The 1391-nt window shown below is 38.9% G+C and carries 1 protein-coding gene; it reads right to left on the bottom strand.

Annotated elements, in window-relative coordinates:
- Positions 1–561: 561 nt before the first annotated feature.
- A partial coding sequence (locus tag AC1DUW_RS28835; protein WP_477644188.1) for an amino acid permease occupies positions 562–1391 on the bottom strand: 830 nt, incomplete at its 5' end.

Here is a 1391-nt window from a genome sequence, read left to right as displayed (position 1 = left end):
ATTCACAATGGCCCTGGGGATAACTTTTTCAGCCGCCTCTGCAACTGATGGGATTTCACTAACCGCAAAGCTGGGATAAAAACTCTATTTTGCGGAAGGACACTTATGGGGTGAAAGTCTCTTGTTATTCGAGGAAGGAAAAGATCTGCAGATTTAATTTTGCATGGACAGTCATGTTATACGCCGTAGTTATGTATTTCGTTTATGGATATAAAGAATTTGGCGAAGAGAATTTATAGTCGCTCAGTAATGACTGCAGCAAAGGACAATCTTTCAGACACCTGGGTTAACATAGTAAAGGTAGTATGAATTATCGGTTCACATTTTAACCACAAATTGTAGCTTTCAAAATCCCTGCTTTTAAAGCAGGTAAGGAAAAAAGAAGCTGTTTAATAGTTGTTTAGTGTAAAAATACTCTGGAAATGAGATATCTCCAGAGTATTTTTTCTTTATGTAAATACTCTCGCATTGATTTTATGTAATGCCCAGTATGAAAAGCAATCTTTTTAACAAAGATTGCTTTTCATTACTTTACTTTCTTCTCTAGATAATCTGGAAAGATTAGATGACCATTTTTTTACCGGAATTTAATTCCACTTCCTGTTGAGGTGTATTTACTTGCTTGTTTTTCTTCACCTTAAAGTGATAAACAGCATAACAACCAAGGAAGAACGATCCGCCGCAATAAAGGGCCATCCGCTGTTCAGGAACAAATGCTAGACTAATCATGACGATGCAGTTTGCTATTAAGGCAAGAATGGGAATGAATGGATATAGTGGTACTTTGAATTTTAAATTTTCTACCTTTCCACCCTTACGGATATATGATCTTCTAAAAGCAAGAAGAGAGGCCGCGATGGCAATCCAGCCAATTTGTGCTCCTAATCCTGCAAGGGAGAGAAGAAAAACAAACACTGTTTTTGCAGCTACTACACTTGAAAGTAAAGACAACCCGGCTATTGCAAGGGTGATAAGTAATGCATTTAGTGGAATTCCTCTCTTATTTACCATACCGAGCTTTGGACTTGCCATTCCTTCTCTAGAAAGAGAATACAGCATTCGTGTCGCCGCATAAAGGCCGGAGTTTGCAACTGACAGCAGAGCCGTGAGAATGATAAAGTTCATAATGTCCGCCGCATAAGGCACTCCTATGCTATCTAGTACAACAACGAATGGACTTTCAGCGATTCCTGCTTTTTCCCTTGGAATCAATGCTGAGAGTACAGAGACTGAAAGCACAAAGAAGAAAAGAGTTCGCCAAACGGTTTGTTTGATAGATTTTGGTATGACCTTTTCTGGGTTTTCACTTTCTCCTGCTGCAATTCCGATTAACTCTGTGCCCTGGAATGAAAAGTTCACTGTAATCATTGTAATAAGTAGGGCCGATATCC

Source organism: Peribacillus sp. P4_C12 (assembly GCF_056402095.1).
This window is presented reverse-complemented; position numbering and strand designations above follow the sequence as displayed.